The organism is Spirosoma knui, from assembly GCF_054780635.1.
On record NZ_BAAGVY010000019.1, the window covers coordinates 17,515 to 38,147 of the forward strand.

Genomic DNA, 20,633 nt, shown 5'->3' on the forward strand with positions numbered 1-20,633 from the left:
CATAGGGCCTAGATAAAGCCATTTTGTTGCAAAACAGATGTATAAGTTGTAAGATGAAATAAAATATATATTAGCAGTCCTTTCTGTCTGACGAGAGGAAAAAACCAATTTATACTAATTCATGGTTGCGCAGGATAAAGAATACAGGGGGGCGTTGAACGTCCTCCTGTTCATGTCAATGACCCTGATCGGGTTTCATCTTTACTTTTATTGCTATGATACGTTGACTTCGCTGGGGTTGAACTTCAGGTTACTCGACCGGTTCATTTTGAACCTCGACCGCACGACGCATCTGTTTTCGCACCCACTCAATTCCAAACTGGCGGCTATGTTATTGCTAAGTGTATGGGCACTAGGCAACAAAACACGTAAGCGAATAAACGTTACCTGGCTGCATGTTCTAAAAGCGGGCGGCACGGGGGGGGCACTGCTGCTGCTGAACGGACAGCTACTGCGAACGACATTGCTATCAGTGGATGCACGGAACTGGCTTTACCTGACTACAACAGTTGTCGGGTACCTGCTCTTGATTCAGGCGGGGAGCTACGCGAATCAGATTCTGAACGTGCGCATTGGCGACGACGCTTTTAACGACGAAAACGAATCGTTCGAGCAGGAGGGAGAACTAAAAGAAAACGACTACTCGGTCAACATCCCTACGGAGTATCGAGTAAAAAAGAAAAAGAGGAAGGGATGGGTCAACGTCGTCAATCCATTTCGGGCCACACTGGTAATGGGTACACCCGGTTCGGGTAAGTCGTACGTGGTAGTCAACAACTTTATTCGACAGCATCTGGAAAAGGGGTTTACCATGTACATCTACGACTACAAGTTTCCGGATCTGTCGACCATCGCTTACCACTACCTCCAAAAGAACCGGCGAGCCTTCGACCGAATGCCCACATTCTACGTCATCAACTTCGATGATCCCCGGCGTTCCAATCGCTGTAATCCGCTGCTGCCGGAACTGATGACCGACATCATCGACGCGCAGGAAGCCGCCCGGACGATACTGCTTAATCTGAACAAATCGTGGATTCAGAAACAAGGCGACTTCTTCGTGGAATCGCCAATGAACTTCCTGACGGCCGTTATCTGGTATCTGAAAAAATACGATGAACGCCGGATGCGGCAACTTCAGCAGCAGGGCCAGCCGGACGATGGGCACCGGTACTGTACGTTCCCCCACGTAATCGAATTTGCCGGTGCAGAGTACCGCGAACTGTTTCCCATCCTTCAATCGGAGCCCGAGATTGAAAACCTGCTCAAGCCGTTTGCCAGCGCACTACGCAACGAAGCATACGAGCAATTGGAAGGACAGATCGCATCGGCCCGAATACCGCTCTCACGATTATCCAGCCCGGCCCTGTACTGGGTCATGACTGGAAACGATTTTAGCCTTGACATCAATAATCCCGACGATCCGAAAGTGTTATGCGTGGGTAACAATCCCGAGCGGCAGGAGGTGTACGGGGCAGCTCTGGGTCTGTTCAATGCCCGGCTCATCAAACTTGTCAACAAGAAAGGGCGGCTCAAATCATCGCTCATCATCGACGAGCTGCCGACCATTTATTTCCGGGGCCTCGACAACCTGATCGCGACGGCCCGTAGCAACAAGGTATCGACCTGTCTGGGCTTACAGGACCTGAGTCAGTTAAAGCGAGACTATGGCGATAAGGAAGCAACGACCATTTTCAACACGATTGGCAATGTATTTTCGGGTCAAGTCCTGGGCGAAACGGCCAAAACCATGTCGAGCCGGTTTGGTAAGAATAAACAGGTACGCCATTCACTTTCGTTTACGGAGCGGGACACAAACCTGTCTATCTCGGAAAACCTGGATTCGGTAATCCCGGAATCAAAAATCTCCAATCTGTCGCAGGGGCACTTTGTTGGGGCCGTAGCCGACAATTTTGACGAGACAATTAAACAGAAAATATTCCATGCTCAGTTGATCGTCGATTCATCAATGACCAGTGATCTTGCAGCTGTTAAACCGATCCCCGTCAGTCCGCAACTCAGTGAAATCTCTGACAGCCAGTTAAGTTATATGCTGGAGACTAACTTTAACAACGTAAAAAAGGATATTTCTCTGTTAATTCGGGCTGAAATAGAACGGCTGAGCAATGACCCGGCACTGAAATACCTGGTCGAAAATCTTCAGCCGACTGATGAATAGCATCTACTTCCCCAGCCGGTCGTCCGGTCTGATTGCAATGGAACAACTGGAAAAGGAGCATGAAGCATACGCTTTACAGATAGCCGGTCGGCTGACCAAAGCGCGTGAACACGCAGGTATGACGCAGCACGAACTGGCCGACGAGGTGGGTACAACGCAAAACCTGATTTACCGACTGGAGAAGGGGCTGGCGGTGTCGCGGGAGATGTTCACGTTCATTGCTCTGTACTTCATCCGACAGCACGGCATTAATTTCGAGTGGTTGTTCAACCCGGACCCGGAAGAAGAAGCCAATATTCCAATGCTGGCCAGTAAGCGGGGTAAGCGGAAGAGGGTAGCCGAAAAGCAGGAAGATGAGCGGCTCAACCTCCTCAATCAGTTTCTGGAGGACATCAAAAAAGTTAAGGGAAAGTAACGTTTGTTAGCGGTTGTCTGTGTTTGGCCTTGGTTTTGAATCTGAATAGTTCGCGCAATAAACTGAAAACAACCTATTAGTCGGCTTCGGTCAACAGGGCAAACGCCTAGATTGAATCGGTTTTTAAGTTGTGCGCGGTATGAGAAACGCCCCGGTCAGTCGGGTTGTGGTTCGTTCTGCGGCTTCGGTTGACACGAGGCACTTGTCTATAAATCGGCTCCAGCATTAGATGAAACGTATCTACATCTTTAGCGGACTTGGCGCAGATGAACGCGTGTTTAAAGACCTAGATTTCTCTGGCTTTGAAGTAACATTTATCCGCTGGATACAACCCCAACTAAACGAAACGATTGAGGAATATGCCAAACGATTGACTCAACAGATTAACACCGCTCGACCCATTTTAATTGGACTTTCGTTTGGTGGTATCATGGCCGTGGAAGTAGCCAAATTGATTGCGACGTCCAAAGTTATTCTTATCGCTTCGGCTAAGACACGACAGGAAATCCCGTTTTATTATCGACTTGCTGGGCAACTGCGGCTTCATAAATTGCTGCCAACCGCTTTATTGAAGCGTCCTAACATAGTCAGTGATTGGTTTTTCGGCGTGCACAGTCAGGAAGATAAACAGTTGCTAGCCGCTATTTTACGCGATACTGACAGTCATTTTTTGAGATGGGCGATTGACAAAATCGTCACGTGGACAAACCAAAAACCTCCGCAGAACTTGACCCATATTCATGGAACAGCCGACAAGATTCTGCCCTTTCGCTATATAGCGAGTGATTTGATGGTAATCGGTGGCGGTCATTTTATGACTGTCAACAAAGCCGGTGAGCTGACTAAAGCAGTTCGTGGTTTGCTCTAACATATGAAATGTCTGTTAGTCAAGAGGATAGCTCGTGTGATATGTAGCACGTCCCGAGGGAAAGTTGGCAACCCAACCGCCACCGTGTTCGCGGGCGAACGAACCCAGAAGAACGCATGAGACCAGAAAATCACTTTTGGGCTGTTGACATAGTTATCAGTAGACCTTGTGGGAAAATCATTCCTGTTTGTTAGTGTCCATCAACCCGTTTTTTGGTAGACAGTTTATCGTTCTAATCGGTTTGGCTTTTTTTACAGTCAACCAGAGTAAGCAATAGTGCTCTGGATTCATGGTTCTGCCCAGATATAGAATAGCATAGTGGAGGTGTGGCCCGGTTGAACGGCCGGTGGACCCGACGCGACCAATCATTGTCCCACGTAATACGGTATCTCCTGCACGAACTGTAGAGGCCGAAAGGTGGCCGTAGACAGATTCATAGCCTGACGGGTGCTTTATGGTAACGGCCAATCCTAACCCTGTCTGATCTGATACCAGTTGATCAACCACACCGCCGGCTGTGGCGTAGACGGGAGTTCCGGCAGGGTAAGGTAAGTCGATGCCCGTATGCCGGTGCCGCTTGCCATCGATCGGATGTACCCGCCATCCGAAATGACTGCTTATTTGGTAATGCGTGTACGACGACAGGCGCACCGGCGGTATCGAGGGTATAGATCTCAGCCAGTCGCTGGAGTGGCTGGCGGCAATGCCTAGCCGTGAGGTATCGTCCTGTAATAAACCTACTTCTTTCTTGCTTTTAGCAGATATAACTGTCCCCGTCTGTTCCTGCCGTGTATAAGCATCGAAATAAGTAATGGTGACTGCTTTTTCACGAATAGGTTTCTCTATCAGGCTGTCCGTTAGTGGCTTAGGCTGAGTATACAGCACCTGGGCTATCACCGACTGATTTATAATCAGTATCCATATCAGCATTGAAGAAAGCAAACAGGGCATTATGTATTATATAAAATATATTTAAAATTAATGCAAAAATAAATATTATATATTTCAAATGATTTACTTTGCTTTCTAATAAGCGAGCAGATCATGGAGGAAATTGAAGTTGTAAAACCCGATCAGCCTAGCCAGATAAGTCCTGAAAATAACCGCATATCAGCGTTCGAACGTGCTGAAACACAGCAGTATCAGCTAGTGTTGCCCGCCGAACGGGAACAGCTTCGTGGGTACCTGGAAAATGACGGACTATTGTCTGATGAGGAGATTACCCGATGCCTGTATGATGAGACGCTACGTAAGGCGGATTTAGCTAAAAGCATCAAGGAACGCACTCCGACAGCTACAGATGCCGATCGGCAACAGCTGACCGATTATTTATGGGAGGTTCACCAGAGCGTAAAAGGCTTGCCGCTGACGTTCGTTAATCCGACGCAAACGTACCGTGTCGACGTGATCGACACACCCGTGAGTCTAGTAACTCCGGGTGTCATGGCTGGTGAAAATCCACGAACCGATATGGGTCTATCCGGGAGTCAGGTCAGTCCGGTGACGCTGCATCTGGATATCAACGGGGGCTTTCTAGCCAATTTCCTGCATAACGCGCAGCTCAATCATGAGCAGATGAATCGCTTCATCACAGATCTGGAACGGCAGCACCGTGAGTTGAAAGCGCATCTCGGAACAGTCGATTTAAATCCTATCCTCTCTGAGCCACCGACTCCCGGTACCCACGTAAGCTACAAGCCGGAGTCTATACTGCCAGACTCGTCGCGACCGGATTCATCGTCGGTGACTACCACCGAACTACAGCCTAAAAGAGATGCTCCACCGCAGTTGACCCCTCAACAACCCGAAAACCATACGCAACCAATAACGATGAATGTATCGAATACAGTAAATACCGAAACACCTGCCCCGGGCCGGGTCACGCGCTATCAGTGGGCGGAGGTAGCGGCTCAGTTTGATAAAGTCGGCATCAGCCGGCAGGACCTGGAGAAAGCGGGGCATCTGGACGATCTGCTCAATGGACGCAAGACTGGGTTAATGAAACTGACTCAACAAGGCGATGAAGGACGGCCATTTCAGATTTCCGGTAAACTCTACATCTTCAACACACCCGACAAAGGCCCGATAATCGGTATTCAGCCGGAGCGGAAGCAACTACTGGTTCCCAATGAATTTCTGGGCTACACCCTGACCAATCGCGACAAGCAGAATCTTGAGAAAAATGGCGAGATGGGTAAGCGGGTGGAACTGACCGACAAGATGACCGGAAAGTCATTCGCAGGTTACATCGGCGTCGATAAGGAAACGAAAAGCCTGACCGTGCTACGGGCCGAGCGGCTGCACATTCCGCAAACTGTCAAAGGTGTCACGCTGACCAAACAGCAGCAGAAAAGTCTGGAACAGGGCCGCGCCGTGAAGCTCGACGGCATGACTGGCAACAACGGGCAGACCTTCAACGCCTACGTACAGGTGTCGGCCGCGAAACGGTCGCTGACGTTTGCCAAAATCCCGGATAACGCGATCAAACAAACCGTCGATCAGAAGACGGCGCAGGACCTGAACCGGCCGGTTCAGCAACTCAAAGGCGATGGCGACGGCGGTAAAAAAACGATTCAGCCAAAAGACGAAGCCAAACAGGCCGTAGCTCAGCGTGTCGATGCACCGAAACCCGCCAAGCAGCAAAAGCCAGCAGCCCCCAAGCCGACAGACCAAACTAAACCAGTGAAGAGCAAAAAACAAAAAGGCCCGCGCGTAGCCTGAACTAATTAAGTAGTTATATGATCGCACAGAAACCAACACCCCAGGGTAGCAGGCAGGCTGAACACATGATGGAGCGGATAGGGGAGGCCGTCTTACAGCGTCTTCGGCTGGATTTACCCGGCTATGAGACGGGCGAGGAGCCGCTGGGCTTTACCATCGAAACCGATACGTCCAGTCACCCGACTTCGACCATATTGGAATTCAAAAACACCGCTGCTGTCAACGACGCGTACGGCAAGTTACCGTCCGAACAGCAGGCCGATCTGTTTTCAGGGCTTCAGTCATCGGTACGGGCAATATTACTTCGGGCAGAGCCATGCAATAAACTGGCTGAGCGTGACGTCGACGCCTACGTGTTCGCCGATCAGACCGCCGTTGAAGTCGGTGTAGCCAATTACCGACGCGGTGATTTATTTTTTCTGCCCACGGCCCGGGCTATAAACTGGCAGCAGGCGGAGTTACTAGTTGGCGATTCGTGTCGGCCAACAGAAATAAACCTGTACCGGCTCGGCTATCAGGAAACGACGCTCACCAGCGACACTACGTTTTACCGACACTACGATCCGGCTATGCCACTGGTGGGGTACGGTTATACCGATGGCCTTTACCATGTCAGCATTTTCAACACGGGTAAGATACCCACGGTGCTGACGCTACTTGAACCAAAACAACTGGTGGACCTGCGGCAGGCAAGAACGATGCAGTATCAGTCGGTCGCGCAGGAACCTAGTGTAGTGTACCAGCGGAGCAGGGACACCCGCTATCCGGCCACGCTTCTTGAGCAGGCCACGAGTCAGTTTGGCATTGCGCTGACCGATGCCAACGCCCGTCGGCTCTTGAATGGTCAGAAAACTGCCGTCGTCGCAACCAGCGAGGGTGCCAGCGGAAAGTTGTACGTACTCAACACCCCTGACAATGGTCCACAGTTGATTTTGCAGAATATTCAGCCGGAACTGCGCATGCAGGAAAGTTACTTGGGGCACGTGTTCACTGAGCGGGACAGGCAGAATCTGCAAAAGTATGGCGACATGGGCCGTGCGGTCGAGCTGACTGACCGGCAAACCCATCAAAAGTTTGCGGCCTACATTGGTGTGGACAAAGAGACGCGCACGCTGACGGTGTTACGGGTCGATCAGATTCGACCTAAAATCGAACGGATGGCACACCTCAAGGGAGTGCCGCTCAACGAGCAGCAGAAGCAGCGACTGATCGCCGGGAACGCCGTTCGGTTGGATAATATGACCAGCAAGGCCGGCGCTACCTTCTCCGCCCTTGTACGCGTATCTGCCGCCAGCCGGGGCCTGCGCTTCGACCCCATACCCGGCGTTCAATCCCGTCGAAAGGCGTCGGCGGGCCAAGCCGATTCACGGCAGCAGACCCCAACGGTTAAACACGCCGTGCGGCCGCAACAAAACGGGCAAACTAGATAACCGACACCATCCACCGACCGAATTAACTCAACGTTTCTCTTCCTAACCTCCATGACGACTACACGGCCGCAATTGTCCGACTATAAGCAACAGATTGATCTGGTTCAGTTTCTAGAAACCGAGGGCTTCGCCAAAGATCGGCGCAAATCGACCCGGCGGTGGCCGGTGCTTGAGAATGCCGAAGGCCGCAAGCTGATTATCGGACACAACCAGAAAACCAGCGAATACTTCTATTACAACCCCGACGACAGCCGCGATAAAGGGACTATCGTCGATTACGTAATCGGCAAGCTGAATATTGATACGTCAGCAAAGGAAGGTTGGCAGCAACTGCACGAATACCTGGGGCAGTACCAAGGCGACCTGTCGCACATGCTTAGCAACAAGCCATCAGCTTCACCCGACAGTCAGCCCGCCAACGAGGCAACCCGGCGTAACGCCATGTCTCACTATTTCCGGCTCGACCCGCTGACCAATACGGACTACCTGATGAACAAACGCGGGCTGACCGTCGACACTATTGGCCACCGGGCGTTCCTCGGCAAAATTTTCAACAAGGCATTCACCAGCCGGAAAACGGGCGAACTAGTCATCAATACGGTGTTTCCGATGGAAAATGAACAGGGGACGACGGCTATCCTGCTGAAGAATGATAGCCCGACGGGGCTGGTCAATGGGCATACCTGGGGTGAGCGGCTGGAAAGTGTCTGGGTGTCGAACCTGCCCAAGGGCCATCAGCCAAAGGAGTTGTTGATCTGTGAAAGTCCAATCGACGCGCTTTCCTATCACCAGTTGCACCCGCCGAAAGAACCGTACGACCGGCTTTACGTGGCCACGGGCGGCCAACCGTCCTCGCTGCAACCCCTGACCGTACAACGGCTGATTGATCGTGTTAAACCAGAACAGATCATTCTGGCGCACGACAACGACAATAGTGGCATCCGGTTTAATATAAGCTGGGCCGGGCGCCTTCAGTTGCCGGGGCAAACCACGGAGCAGACCGATCAGCGGTTTAGTGTCAGCAACCAGAAGCACAGCAATACACTGTCTGTCGACCTGAATCTCTCGCAGCTCGACGAACGGCAGCGCAAAGCTCACATAGACGCCGTGCAGCAGCAGATACTGACTACCCTGAACCGGGGATACACACCCGACATGAATCAGGCAACGGCCGACGCTGCCGTTCAGCAGGGGACCAGAAGCCTGCTGACGATTCATCTGCCCAACCACCGACCAATGCTTACGCGGATCGAGAGGCTAACTATCGAGAGTCGGGGGCTCACCGACAAACTGATTATCAAACGCCCGCTGGCCAAAGACTGGAACGAGGAACTGCAAGCTCAACTCAACAAACCCGCCAAAACACTCGCTCAGACAGCAAAATCTACAAAAACCGCTTCACTGCGAATTGGCTGATTGCATTACCCTTTATGCACCCGACGAAACTACTAACACACTCAGACAGGTATGACCACTCATTCGATGGATACATCTACGCTGCCAGTCGACGCTGGCGAACTACGAGCGCTGACGGAACTGATCAGGCGCATCGGCAAGGCCAGCGATAGTATGCACCTGTCAGGCTCTGACAAACTCAGAATCACCTATGGCCTGCGTTTGTTACGACTGGAAATCACTCAGCATACAGACACCATACCGAACAAAGTGACTCCGTAACCAATAGACGAAAGGGAGTGAAGGTGTGTATAAATGGTTGTAAATCAGTAATTTGCGTTTGATTGTGAACGACAGGTTCGTATCTTTGTAATGTATTCCAAGCGCGGCACCGACGTGTTACTTCGGGCGATGCAATGACTACGTCACTTGTTTCTTCAGTGGCTGGATCGCTGGTTGGTCCATTTCAGACGCTCGATACCGAATCGGGTGAAATTCAGGATAAATACTTGTACATCGACGGCAATCCCAAGCAGTACCGGTTCGATGCCAAGGAAGGTAAATTTTCCGTTCATTACGACGAAAACAACGTCGAGAAGGTGGGTACGTCGCTGTCGTTTCAGCCGGTTGCCTGGCGAATCTTCACCGACGATATCCTGGGGCAGGGGTTGAAAAAATGGGCTGAGCTGTTTTTTATCGACGACTTCGACTGCGTGTCGTGCGTTCTGTTTCACAACTTTAGCGTGGCCAATCTCGAACAACTGATTACGCCCCTCGTGTACAACCGCATCAAACTGAACGAGGTGGTACTGACGGTGAATGCCGACAAGAAGGAGAACACCAAAGTGCAGCCGAAAGGAACCTACTACATCGCTTCGTTTGCCTACCAACTGGCCGACAAGGATCGGACGAAGGAAATGACCGAGTATGTGAAGACGGTCAACCTCTACCGGCGCGATACGCAGACCGACAAAGCACAGACGCAGGTAGCCCGGCATGTGTTCAACCCGTTTGTCGACAGTCTGTCGAACCCCGAACAGGCTGTTTACGACATCGATGCCGACACGGAATCTGTCGCCGACTAGCTGGTCCAGAGCCGGGCGATTCGTCCGGCTCTACTATTCATCTTCATTTCTTATCGTATCGGCTCACCAGCCGGCTAATCGTCTGTTGTCTTTTCATTCATGAACACAATTTCCAAGTCTCCTGTCCGCCAGCCCCTTCAGGTGTACCTGATCGACGTAATCAGCCAGTGCGTCTCAGTGGTTCCTTACGACGGCTCATTGAAACGACTGTATGAGTTAATCGACTGTGACCTGATCGATTCGACGGCCCGGCAACCGAACCGGGATGGTATCTTCTGTACGGATATGCTTCCCGACGAGCCAGAACTCCCTGCCTTGCGCCTTCGATCAACCGGGCAGATTCTGTATCGGAACGGCGTCTGGGCTGGCTGCGACAGAGAAGGCAATACGGTATCGCCTGCTACGCCATTGGAGCAAGTGCAGCGTGAGATCGAGTTTCTTGGGCTGATACCCTACCGGCCAACGCCAATCAGAATTATCGCCTGGTAAGTCGTGGGGCACCCGACCGGGTACCCCCTTTTGTAACCTCTAATTGTGCGATATTATGATCGAACTCCTGAAAATAGACCCATATATCGAAGCCGTTTACCTAGTGACCGTTGGAGAAACGCTGACCGAAATCTGTCAGCAACTAGGCGCGCGCCGATTGACAATTGCCGGGCAGCAATCCCTGATTCCTGGATCTGAACAATGCCCTGACGCGGCCTACTGCGACGAAGAAGCGCTCCGTACGGTTTACATACCGCCCGCCTTCCGGCTGCGGAATTCTGGTCACGTTATTTATGGCTGTGCCCTATGGCACCGAACCACCGAAACCGGACGGCTCTGTCCGCCAGCTTGGTCTCTTGCCGAACTGACCCAACAAGTTGAATTTCTGGGTTTTTACCTACCATTTCCTCCTTCGACTGGTTCGCCAATGACCGATGATGAGAGCATCCCACTAGATGGTTTATAACGTTCTATTAGTGGTATTTTTAAATATATATCATTTAAAAATACCACTAGTAATAAATGAAATGTATATCTTTGATATGGTGAAAACCTTAATGAACGAATGTACGATAAGTCAATGAATGAACAGAAACTAACCCATAATGAGTACCAGATTGGTGATGTTGTTCAAACGCTGGAACCGTTCGGGCCGAATGCGGCCGGTAGTGTCGGCATGGTCTACGAGATCCACTCAGCTACAAACGGGCAGGATTTGCCAATCATAAGCGTAATACTGGTCAACGGGCACGACATTGGCTGCTTTACGGGTGACGAGCAGACCGAAAGTCTGATGCGGCTGAGCCGGGTCGAACTGGATTACAGCTACAGCAGCCCTAGTCAGTTGATGGCTGATTACCGGCGAGGCTATTTCCGTTGGGCGCTGGAAGAAGCTCAGCTACTCAGCGAACAGAAGGAAGTAGCGGCCGTCGAGTCAGTAAACGGTTGATCCTGTTATGACTGTACTTGCTGCCCTGATGGTTCGTTACCCTTGTTCTCTGATTGGCCAGAACCGTGCGTTTATTCAAGACTGGATTTATGATGATTCAGGGTTAACAACGGACTGTCTCATGCTGCTTCTGATTGGTTTATGCATTGTACTACTATCACTGCTTCGCTTGGCTGGTAGACAATCCTCTGACGCTTGATAATTTACTTATGACAACCGCCCAACAAAATGTCACACAGCTAGCTTCGTTGATTGCTTTAAGATCGGATGGAAACGGGGCTGTTTCCAGCAAATTGTTGAATTGTATTAGAATACGACGCAGCCGGAAGATTCAGGCTGCTGATCGTGGTCCTCTGCGCACTCGGGCTGCTTCTAGTCGCAAAAGAAGTATCTTTGGCTGGGTCAGTCATGACGTAGCTAAATCCGGTGAATGCATGACTGACCTTTTTCCGACAGGAAACAAGTGCCATCTCATGCAGCAACACGTTTCACTTTACGCCCTTCAAACCAGTCGTTCGGCCAACGACTTCGCCATCGTCAACGGCCATCGAATCAGTATAGACATCGCGCAGTCGAGCGTACATTTCTACCAAGGTGAGCAGGAGTGGGGACGGCTGGCAGGTAGCGTACCGGTTGAAAAATGGACAGGGGACTGGTTAATTCGGTCGGTCGGTCGATTTTTCCAGCTCGATTACCAGTTGAACGACGATAAAACACTATCATCGATTCAACGCAACGGGTATCTAACCGTGCGAACTATCCATACTATCGGAAACGCACGGCTATACGAACGATTGCTGGCCAATAACCACTGGGATTATGCCGTCAGCTTTCGGGGCGTAACCAGTTTCGGAACCATCGTACGTGAGGTCGTCAGTGAACTGCGTACCAAATTAAGCGCAAGAACCAGTCAGGAGCAGGCAACTATTAACTTAAAACTCGGTCCCGGCAGTCGGTTTGATCAGCAGCAACTGAATGATTTTTGTCAGACGAATCAATTGACCGTCGGTGGGCAATACACGCAGCAGAAACTGCGGCAGGCCGTGCTACGGCAACGTAAAGTCAACTGTGAGCGCTTCGGCGATCAGCTACGCTACTTTAACATTCGAATAAACTGTAGGTAAAGCGTGAAGTCTACTTCCAGAAACCGTTCATTTTCCGCCGATTATACGTACACTGTTGAGGGCAATATCATCGCTATTGAGGACCTGGATTTGGGTAATCGCAGCGTGACAAACGATATAGAGTTTGTTCTTGCCGATAAACAGGCTGAAATAGGCACACTGGCTGGTTATCAAGTCATCTACCGGGACAGTATGGGAAGATGGGATGGCATCCGCCTTGTTGACAACACAGTGCATTTTTATGGCCTAGGTGAGTCTGAAAAAAAGCAGGCTATGAATCGGTTGCTGCATCCATTGGGATAGCCATCGTTGCCAAAATTTGCGTAAACAATAACAAAGTTATATTATAGCCGCTTAATGTATATTTTACATATACGATAATGGCTATGGATGAATGCGCTGAACACCATTTTCCGCCTGTACCCATAAGGTTACGGACGCTGACACACCATGCACTTCCGTTTTACGGCTCGTGGGTACAGGCCGGATTTCCATCTCCGGCAACTGACTACATCGAGCGGGTGTGCGATCTCAACGATCTGTGTGTCAGTAATCCCGAAGCTACCTACTTCGTCCGGGCGGCTGGCGACTCGATGACTGGCGACCGCATAGAAGCGGGGGATATTCTCATTGTCGACAGTTCGTACGATCAGGTGGATGGGCGCATTGCCATCGTCAGTCTAAACGGGGAAAATCTAGTAAAACGTATTCAACGAGCGGGAGAGGTGCTGTTGCTGCTGTCGTCAAATCCTAACTATCCGCCGATTCAGGTACAGGCAGGAGAAAATTTTCGGGTGTTCGGTGTCGTCACCTGGGTCATTCAGAAATCTCGATAGCCTATGCTGGCCCTGCTCGACGTCAACAATATGTACGTTTCCTGTGAACGTAGTTTTAATCAGAAACTTAACAATCAGCCGGTTGTTGTGCTTTCAAATAATGATGGATGCGTGATCGCCCGTTCGAACGAAGCCAAAGCACTGGGTATCAAAATGGGCGTTCCGTATTTCCAGCTTGACGAGTTACGGAAGGAGCATACCATTCATGTTTGCAGCAGTAACTACACCCTGTACGGCGATATGTCAGCCCGGATCATGGCAACCATCGGCCGCTACGTGGAGGAGGTTGAAGTGTACTCAATCGATGAAGCGTTCCTGAATCTATACGGCTACGAAAGTATCTATCCTGATCTGGAACAATTCGCCCGGCAGCTTCGGCAAACGATTGCGCAGTGGCAGCGCATACCAGTTAGTATCGGACTGGCACCCACTAAAACGCTATGTAAGGTCGCCAACTTCTTCGCTAAGCGAGTGACAGCACATAATGGCGTTTTGTCATTGAACACATACGATCAGATCGATGAGGTTTTGCGTGAGTTTGCGGTTGCGGACTTGTGGGGAATCGGGTCCCGGTACGCCACTCTACTCCGGCGCAACGATATCCGTACGGCCGCGCAGTTTCGGGATGCCCCTGACGACTGGATCAGTCAGCATTTCACGGTGAATGGATTGCGGTTGGCCTACGAACTACGGGGTGTTCCCTGCAAATTGCTCGAAGTCAACGCACCGGCCAAAAAAGCGATCTGTTCAGCACCCAGTTTCGGTCGACTGATACCCGATTATGACACCCTCGTTCAGGGGTTGAGCACTCATGTTGCCAAGGCTGCTCAAAAACTCCGCAGACAGCAGTCAGTTGCTGGTACTCTGACGGTGTTCCTGCACACAAACCGGTTTCGGCGATCACCAAATGGCGAACTGGCCAAGCAGTATTATGGAAGCCGAACGGTACAACTGCCGCACCCTGTCAGTAATAACGCAGACCTGACGACGTATGCCGTTGCCGCTCTGAAATCGATTTACAAGTTTGGCTATGCTTACCAGAAAGTTGGCATTATCCTGTCCGATCTGGTGCCCGATACGTACCGACAAACATCACTGACGAACAACGTACCCGATGAGCGGCTGGTCAACCTCTACCGGGTTATTGACCGCTTGAATCATCGACACGGGCGGGACAGGGTCCGGCTGGCCGCGCAGGGTAACGATCCCACGTGGCAAACGAAACGACAGTGGGTATCGCCCTGCTACACAACACGCTGGAAAGATATTCTAACCGTTTATTGAGCAATTTATTTAATTGACCGTGTACAAATTATTAGGATTAGGGATTTAAAATAATTAGTTACTTTGAAGCCAATAATTCAAATCGCTTTGAATTCGTATTACTGATATACCATGGTGGAAACGGAGAGCAGTTTATCTGATCTGCTTCAGAAAATGATGGACGAAATCGCCGATCCGGAGTGCTACTACTGGGTATATACGAATTATTTCGATGTACAGCTACCCACTGACCGGGCTGTTACGCGCTGGTATCAGGCTCCGCTTTTCCTCAACCACGATGCTATATAGAATGCCCAGTTCACAGAAGATGGTATGTTGTGCGACGTGATCTTAAAAAATCAGCTTCCAACCCAACGAGAGCGGATTAAGATTGAGTACGAGCAGATATACCGAATTACCCGTTTTATAGAAGGTAAGCCTATGACGGAAAAAGAAAGTACGGTCTATACTGATTCATCAAAATTGACAATGCCATCTCTGTAGTATCCATGCGCCATCCTATCGAGAAATATAACCAACAGCAGGCAGCTACGCTGGCTGAATTGCCCGAAAGTCAACGCGATTACATGGCCCGGATGTTTCGGATCGGTAACGCCAGCTATCGATACTATCAGCGGGCGAATGAACTGGCTGTCTTCAATAAACTGGCTGATTCTGCTCAAGAAGAATCGATCGATTCGATAGATGATCTGGTTGCTTGGCTGAAAAAGCAGATCGACCCAGCAACGGAAAGTCGATCTGCTCGTGAACAGCTTGAAATCTATTTTGAGGAATATCTGGCGGGGATACCGCATGAGGGCCTGCGCCGGACTATGCAACAGGAAGGAATTGATAAAGCCAAACGTAGCATCCCCTTTTTGCGCTACCTCCTCGAGCGACACGATATGGGTATGGATGAGTTCATGCGGCAAAACTTAAGTGCCGAGGATTATGCCTTTCACCGGTCCGCCGGCGCGGGTGAATGTAGTAAGCCTCTCAAAGATGAATAGTAAGTTGAAGTCTCTAGAAACTGTTTTTGTCATCGGCGCGGAAGTGCCCGGCACGAAGGCCGTCGAACCAATGGCGATATACTATCGGGGCATTGTTCAGCCCTATGAGATGACATTTAATCCTAATGGGGCCAGACGATTCACCACCAAGATCGAAGCAGAAGCTTTCCGGAAAAGCTTGCAAGGTGCCCATCGGTTCAGCGTGGTTGAGCATGTCATATACAGACAGATAGTAAAATGAGCTCGTAGAAGTGTCAGAGACCATGACTGACTGCGAGTTTGCTTTACCCTTTCTTTTTAATCTTGCGTTCCAGCAACGAAATAAACTCTTTCCGGTAGGTATCCCCGATAGGAATCTCATGCAGTGTTCCCTGCCGTTGAACATATGCATAATCTTTGTTGATCATGTCCGCCTTGTTCAGGGAAATGATGTAGGATTTGTGAATACGTACGAACTGCTGTTCGGGCAAACGAGTCTCCATATCGCTGATCTGTAAGGGAGTGTTGAACTGCCCCGTCTCTGTGAAGAGCCAGATACCATTCCGTTCACTGGAGATCCAGCACAACTCCGCAAAGTCAATTCGTTGCAACTTGCCGTCAACCCGGATATAGGTAAATGTGTCTGCTTCCGGGGAATCAGTTCTGTTAGCGGCCAATACCTGTTTTGCTTTCTGTATCGATTTGGCAAATCGCTCGAAGGTGTATGGCTTGTGTAAGAAGTCGACCGTATTGTAGTCGTAGCTTGACAGCGCATATTGCGGGTAGCCGGTCGTGAATACGTAGTGCTGGTTATCCCCCACGATCCGAATAAAATCAAGACCATCGACGGCAAAGTTGGGCATTTCAATATCCAGGAAAATCAGATCGACGGAGTGCTTTTCCAGGTAAAGTAATGCTTCGGTTGGATCGGTGAAGGAGGCTTTCAGATCGAGCTGAGGAATTTTGGCAATGTACTGGCGAAGAAGACCAACAGATAGTTCTTCATCGTCGAGGATCAGACAAGTAATCACGACTGGGTATAAATAATTAGGTGGCAGGAAAACACATCGTCCGACTGGTCAATCCTGAATTGCTGATGCTGATAGGCTCGTTCAAGTCGTTGCTGCATATTGGTCAGCCCGATCCGGTTAGAATTGACACGCTGCTTTTTATTTTTCAGGTTCGAGCTGAAAAATTCAATTCGATCATCGTGAATATGCAGGCGAATGATGAGTGGATGGTTTGGATCGCTCATCGTACCATGTTTAAACGCGTTTTCTACCAAACCTATTAACAGCAGGGGTAGAATACGCTGCTGATCTGGATCACCTGTAACCCGAAAATCAACGTGGAGAGGATACCGCAGTTGATGCAGACTGATATACTGCTCCATGTAATTAATCTCGTCTGTCAGCGCTGCCGACTGAAAGTCATCACGCATGCTGTAGCGCATAATATCCGAGAGTTTAACAATCGAGTCGGCCAGTTCAGGGTCGACCTCTAGCGAACGGATATAGAAGTGATTCAGGGTGTTGTACAGGAAATGCGGATTGACCTGCGCCCGTAGTACCCTCAGTTCAGTACTCAGAATTTCCTGCTCCTGAATCAGGCGCTGCTTTTCGACTTCTTTCGTTGCTTCGATGGCCTGATTCATGTCATCGGCCACCTGCGGAATAACCGTCGATAAGTCACGGGCAACACCAGCAAAGAAATACGCCGTACCGGCCGCTACCAGTATGAAAATTAGCCATGTATTGAAGTAGCGCGACGCTGCCGGCGGGTTGAGACCAGTACGTTTCAGTTCGGCCTGCCGGCGGAGTGCCCAGGTCTGCTGCCGATCGAGTGCCTGCTCATATTGCTGGGCTTCACCAGGGGTCAGATAGTGAAAATGATAATGGTAGCCCAGCTGGACGAACGTCGTGTAGACCAGCACACCCAGTACGACGGCCGTCCAGATGCCCATGGCGAGTCGTCCCAGTACCATACCCGCCAGCAGGACCAGTGAGTGAGCCAGCGCAAAATCAGTCAGCAAGGAGTCCGTCGACGGATTACCTATGCCGATCAGATTAACAAAACTCATCAGCATCACCGACAGCACACTGGCCCAGCGAAGCGTGATTTCCAGCCGCGAATGCTGATCGAACGAGTTGGCGCTGGTCCGGCGACTAAATAGGTAGAGAGCCGATGCCAGATTGGTAAACCATACAAAACCGTATACCAGCCAGAGCCGATTATCCGGCACGTAAACACCCGTAGCCATCTTCTCACTAATCAGAAAAATAGGCATCAGGGCCAGATAAGCCAGGTTGATCAACTGTAGCAGTCGACGCTGCACCTGTGAGAAGGGACGGGTGAGTTGCTGGCGGGACCGGGCCAGCAACTCACCCAATGGAGTACTACCTTGATTCATGAACAATATATACAGCCGGTAGGCTGGTACTAAATGAGTGGAGAACAGTACAACGCCGTCCGGTTAAGAGTAGTCGAAGCTGGAGACGTAGACCGGGTCACGGTCCAGGGTGATCGACGCGGGCAGATCGATTGCTTTGGCCATTACGTGCGTGGTTACCCCGGCTTGAAAACCGCTCAGGGGACCCATCCCGGACGTGGCCAGCAGCGATCGTAGCGGATCACGCTCATCGATCTGCCACATAGCCGTATGCATGTTGTAGTGGGCCATCACGCTCTCTAGTAGCGGAGCCAGCAGGTCGGCCCGACCGGGAGCCACACAAACCCCTTCCAGCGTTAGAAATAACTGACTGGCGGGATTGAAAAACCGACGCAGGCCTGGCACATGCGGTGCTACGTATCGCAACAGTGAACCCAGCCGCCCGGGCAGGTGCACCAGCTCCCACTGAATTGGACTGGCCTGCACCCCCGCCATGACCCGTCCCTGTTCTTCCAGCACGAAGAACGGACGCTGTGCATTGATGCGCGCAAAATGCTGAAAGCCATACTGTGCGTATTGATCGGCTACCAGCTGATGAGCCAGTGCCGATTCAGCGGGTTGTAGTGGCCGAACACGTCGGTCGGGGCGGGGGGTAAACCGCCGGAATAGATACGTACTCAACTGAGCGACCGAAGTAAAACCAGCCCGATAAGATGCAGCCATTGATCGCGTATTTTTGGCTTCTATGTACGAGTAGAACAGGTACGGATCCGACTGGCGAGCCTGCACGTATTCAACAGCCGTAGCTTTAAGCAACTGACCAAACCCTTTGCCTTGTTGATCAGCGCGTACGGCGAGGTAACGCCCATAATAAGCCGGCACTAGTTCGCCCCGAAAGCCAACCGGTCGCTTATCCAGACAATACAGTCCAATTAGCGTCTGATGATTGTCGTAGAGTTGAAAGAAGAGCGGATCTGATAACTGCTTAATCCGGTTAGCCTGTCCCGTCTGGTGATACCGAATGCCATCCGTACCATAAAGTGTCTGGGTCAGTAAGGAAACGCTTTGCGGATCAGCCTGACTAGACACCGATAAAGCCAGGCCGTTTTGTTCATGCAGTACGATCGGCTTGGAGATTGGAGTACTGATAAATTGCATAACCACTCAACGAAAATGGTATTAAATATACTTCATTCGTAGGGCGGATTTAAGGACTATTTTCGATCGCGACTTGTTGAGTAAACGGTGCAAAACTGGTTCGTCCCGCCAGTAAAGGCGTTTGTCCTTCCATATGAATGGTTTGGCATGGGCTCCGTTTAGTAAATTTAGTTGTGCTTAACTTTGACTATTTCTTGAAGACCGATAGACAAGGAATGGTGAGGAGTATGAATGGTGCGGAGTTGAGTTATCTGTTTTCGTTACCGGCTTTGGCGACTCTGTCGCAGCAACTGACTACCCCGGATTTTAAACCCAGTCTAGTTCAGCAACTAGTGCTGCAGCGGGCCGTTCAATTACTGGATATGGAGCTGGCATACCAGACGGCCGAGCAGCCGGAACTGCTCGACACGATCAACCAGCTGGTGTCTGATACGGCCGCTTGAAGGATCTACCGGGCGTTGGTATCGGGCTCGGGTTGGAATCAAAAAAATATACTTATGGCAAGTGTTGTGCTAATCACCGGTGCCTCCACCGGTTTAGGCGAGTCAATAGCTACTTACCTGAGTGGCCGGGGCTAAACCGTCTATGGAACTTTCCGTTCATCACTGACTGGAAAATCGTTCCGGATGCTAGAAATGGATGCAATAAGTACGTCGAGCGTTCAGCAGGCAGTTACGCAAATTCTGGCCGAGTCGGGTCGGATTGACGTGTTAATTAACCATGCCGGGCTGGGTATTGCTCTGGGCCAATAGAGAGAGGAGTTGAATCTGGCCGATGTAGAGCGGGTGTTTGATACGAACGTGCTAGGTGTATTACGGGTAACACAGGCAGTGTTTCCGTCGATGCGCCAGCAGCAATCAGGGATACTGATTAATACTAGCTCCATTGCGGCCGAAGCCGGCCTTCCCTATCGGGTGCCTACAGTGCTACTAAAGCCCCACTTGATCGGCTAACCGAAACGCTGCGGCTGGAGTTAGCCTCGTTTGGTATTCGGGTCTGCTCTATCCACCCCGGCGGGGTCCGCACCGACATTAACAAAACCGGCTGCGCACTGTCTTGTCGCCTGACAGCGTATATAATGCCACATTCGAACGAACGTACGAGCTAATTGATCAAAGCGTTGATGAGAGAATAAAGGCCAGCGTATTTGGCCCACTCATTAACCAGATCATTCAGTCCCCCACAGTAGCGCGCATGTATCGAGTAGGCAAACCAATCGAAAAGGTATCTGTTTTGCTTAAGCAGTTACTGCCCACTGCACTCTACGAACGAATGATTCGCAACCATTACAAAATGTAGCGACGTTTTCGCGAACGATTTTGTCGGCGAATGATCTTACTTCA

Annotated in this window: 22 protein-coding genes and 1 pseudogene; 19 read left to right on the top strand and 4 right to left on the bottom strand. The window is 50.6% G+C overall.

Annotation, left to right across the window (positions count from 1 at the left end):
* Positions 1-121 precede the first annotated feature (121 nt).
* The 3 genes from mobC to ACYVIY_RS26595 all read left to right on the top strand — a co-directional run bounded on the left by mobC (position 122) and on the right by ACYVIY_RS26595 (position 3,462).
* Positions 122-2,179 carry a conjugal transfer protein MobC gene (gene mobC, locus ACYVIY_RS26585; protein WP_460979614.1) on the top strand — a complete coding sequence of 686 codons (2,058 nt, stop codon included), beginning with the start codon at positions 122-124 and terminating at the stop codon, positions 2,177-2,179.
* Entirely contained in the window at positions 2,172-2,594 is a 423-nt protein-coding gene (locus ACYVIY_RS26590; RefSeq protein WP_460979616.1) for a helix-turn-helix domain-containing protein, read from the top strand. Before mobC ends, ACYVIY_RS26590 begins: the two co-directional genes overlap by 8 nt.
* Before the next feature lie 229 nt (positions 2,595-2,823).
* Complete coding sequence (locus ACYVIY_RS26595) at positions 2,824-3,462, top strand: alpha/beta hydrolase (protein ID WP_460979617.1); 639 nt, start codon at positions 2,824-2,826, stop codon at positions 3,460-3,462.
* Between the two features lie 177 nt (positions 3,463-3,639).
* On the opposite strand, the gene ACYVIY_RS26600 is transcribed toward ACYVIY_RS26595, so the two are convergent.
* A complete protein-coding gene (locus ACYVIY_RS26600) occupies positions 3,640-4,392 on the bottom strand; it encodes a M23 family metallopeptidase (RefSeq protein ID WP_460979618.1) in 753 nt (250 codons plus the stop codon).
* A 114-nt stretch (positions 4,393-4,506) separates the two neighbouring features.
* Between ACYVIY_RS26600 and ACYVIY_RS26605 the strand changes: the two genes are divergently transcribed.
* From ACYVIY_RS26605 to ACYVIY_RS26670, 14 genes are all read left to right on the top strand, one after another.
* Positions 4,507-6,183 carry a DUF3945 domain-containing protein gene (locus ACYVIY_RS26605; RefSeq protein ID WP_460979620.1) on the top strand — a complete coding sequence of 559 codons (1,677 nt, stop codon included), beginning with the start codon at positions 4,507-4,509 and terminating at the stop codon, positions 6,181-6,183.
* Positions 6,184-6,200: 17 nt separating this feature from the next.
* The gene (locus tag ACYVIY_RS26610; protein WP_460979621.1) at positions 6,201-7,613 is read left to right on the top strand and encodes a DUF3945 domain-containing protein; all 1,413 of its coding nucleotides are present in this window, start codon (positions 6,201-6,203) and stop codon (positions 7,611-7,613) included.
* Positions 7,614-7,664: 51 nt separating this feature from the next.
* Positions 7,665-9,029: a toprim domain-containing protein gene (locus ACYVIY_RS26615; RefSeq protein WP_460979622.1), complete on the top strand. Its 1,365-nt coding sequence runs from the start codon at positions 7,665-7,667 to the stop codon at positions 9,027-9,029.
* 51 nt (positions 9,030-9,080) lie between these two features.
* The gene (locus ACYVIY_RS26620) at positions 9,081-9,290 is read left to right on the top strand and encodes a hypothetical protein (protein WP_460979623.1); all 210 of its coding nucleotides are present in this window, start codon (positions 9,081-9,083) and stop codon (positions 9,288-9,290) included.
* Between the two features lie 134 nt (positions 9,291-9,424).
* Entirely contained in the window at positions 9,425-10,093 is a 669-nt protein-coding gene (locus ACYVIY_RS26625; RefSeq protein WP_460979624.1) for a hypothetical protein, read from the top strand.
* 99 nt (positions 10,094-10,192) lie between these two features.
* The gene (locus ACYVIY_RS26630) at positions 10,193-10,582 is read left to right on the top strand and encodes a hypothetical protein (RefSeq protein WP_460979625.1); all 390 of its coding nucleotides are present in this window, start codon (positions 10,193-10,195) and stop codon (positions 10,580-10,582) included.
* A gap of 55 nt (positions 10,583-10,637) precedes the next feature.
* Entirely contained in the window at positions 10,638-11,048 is a 411-nt protein-coding gene (locus ACYVIY_RS26635; RefSeq protein ID WP_460979626.1) for a hypothetical protein, read from the top strand.
* Positions 11,049-11,162: 114 nt separating this feature from the next.
* Entirely contained in the window at positions 11,163-11,531 is a 369-nt protein-coding gene (locus ACYVIY_RS26640; protein ID WP_460979627.1) for a hypothetical protein, read from the top strand.
* Positions 11,532-12,004: 473 nt separating this feature from the next.
* Positions 12,005-12,655, top strand: a complete 651-nt coding sequence (locus ACYVIY_RS26645; protein ID WP_460979628.1) for a hypothetical protein — start codon at positions 12,005-12,007, stop codon at positions 12,653-12,655.
* A gap of 3 nt (positions 12,656-12,658) precedes the next feature.
* Positions 12,659-12,958, top strand: coding sequence for a hypothetical protein (locus ACYVIY_RS26650; protein WP_460979629.1), 300 nt, complete (start codon positions 12,659-12,661; stop codon positions 12,956-12,958).
* Between the two features lie 83 nt (positions 12,959-13,041).
* Entirely contained in the window at positions 13,042-13,491 is a 450-nt protein-coding gene (gene umuD / locus ACYVIY_RS26655; protein ID WP_460979630.1) for a translesion error-prone DNA polymerase V autoproteolytic subunit, read from the top strand.
* Positions 13,492-13,494: 3 nt separating this feature from the next.
* Positions 13,495-14,775, top strand: a complete 1,281-nt coding sequence (locus ACYVIY_RS26660) for a Y-family DNA polymerase (RefSeq protein ID WP_460979631.1) — start codon at positions 13,495-13,497, stop codon at positions 14,773-14,775.
* A 111-nt stretch (positions 14,776-14,886) separates the two neighbouring features.
* On the top strand, positions 14,887-15,063 hold the full coding sequence (locus ACYVIY_RS26665; RefSeq protein WP_460979632.1) for a hypothetical protein: 177 nt from the start codon (positions 14,887-14,889) through the stop codon (positions 15,061-15,063).
* 200 nt (positions 15,064-15,263) lie between these two features.
* The gene (locus tag ACYVIY_RS26670; protein WP_460979633.1) at positions 15,264-15,764 is read left to right on the top strand and encodes a hypothetical protein; all 501 of its coding nucleotides are present in this window, start codon (positions 15,264-15,266) and stop codon (positions 15,762-15,764) included.
* Between the two features lie 284 nt (positions 15,765-16,048).
* On the opposite strand, the gene ACYVIY_RS26675 is transcribed toward ACYVIY_RS26670, so the two are convergent.
* The 3 genes from ACYVIY_RS26675 to ACYVIY_RS26685 form a co-directional block, all read right to left on the bottom strand.
* Positions 16,049-16,774: a LytR/AlgR family response regulator transcription factor gene (locus ACYVIY_RS26675; RefSeq protein ID WP_460979634.1), complete on the bottom strand. Its 726-nt coding sequence runs from the start codon at positions 16,772-16,774 to the stop codon at positions 16,049-16,051.
* Positions 16,771-18,153, bottom strand: coding sequence for a histidine kinase (locus ACYVIY_RS26680; RefSeq protein WP_460979636.1), 1,383 nt, complete (start codon positions 18,151-18,153; stop codon positions 16,771-16,773). The genes ACYVIY_RS26675 and ACYVIY_RS26680 overlap by 4 nt, the downstream gene beginning before the upstream one ends.
* 63 nt (positions 18,154-18,216) lie before the next feature.
* Complete coding sequence (locus ACYVIY_RS26685; RefSeq protein ID WP_460979637.1) at positions 18,217-19,290, bottom strand: GNAT family N-acetyltransferase; 1,074 nt, start codon at positions 19,288-19,290, stop codon at positions 18,217-18,219.
* Between the two features lie 194 nt (positions 19,291-19,484).
* Here ACYVIY_RS26685 and ACYVIY_RS26690 point away from each other — a divergent pair, with 194 nt between their 5' ends.
* The gene (locus ACYVIY_RS26690; RefSeq protein WP_460979638.1) at positions 19,485-19,733 is read left to right on the top strand and encodes a hypothetical protein; all 249 of its coding nucleotides are present in this window, start codon (positions 19,485-19,487) and stop codon (positions 19,731-19,733) included.
* A 192-nt stretch (positions 19,734-19,925) separates the two neighbouring features.
* A pseudogene (locus tag ACYVIY_RS26695) lies at positions 19,926-20,398 on the top strand (SDR family NAD(P)-dependent oxidoreductase).
* Positions 20,399-20,633 lie beyond the last annotated feature (235 nt).